Raw genomic sequence first — 317 nt, 5'->3', positions numbered from 1 at the left:
GCGCGATCGCCTCACGCGCCTTGCCCTGGGCCGCGACGACCGCCTTCGCGTACGTCTCCAGCGCCTTGGCCGCGCTCTCCATCGCGTCCGCCGCGTGCATCCAGTCCGTCGGCAGGGTCTGGAACTTCGCCCGGAACGCGTCGGCCGCCTCGCCCTTCCACTGCGACGCGTCGAGCTTCCGCATCCCGCCGCCCACCAGGTCGAACGCCCGATGGAAATCCCGCAGGTTCTTCACCGTCGCGGCGATCTCGTCCGGCTTGCCGTGGACCAGCTCGTCCGCCTCCTCGGTCTGCCCGAGCTGCTGCTCCCCGACCGAC

General features: G+C 71.6%; 1 protein-coding gene. It reads right to left on the bottom strand.

Annotated features, from left to right (window positions below; genetic code table 11):
• Positions 1-317: putative T7SS-secreted protein (locus IF73_RS38435; RefSeq protein ID WP_037881913.1), on the bottom strand; the 317-nt coding region annotated here is incomplete at both ends.

The sequence above is a fragment of the Streptomyces sp. NRRL F-5727 genome (genome assembly GCF_000719555.1).
In the GTDB taxonomy this organism is placed as follows: domain Bacteria; phylum Actinomycetota; class Actinomycetes; order Streptomycetales; family Streptomycetaceae; genus Streptomyces.
This window is presented reverse-complemented; position numbering and strand designations above follow the sequence as displayed.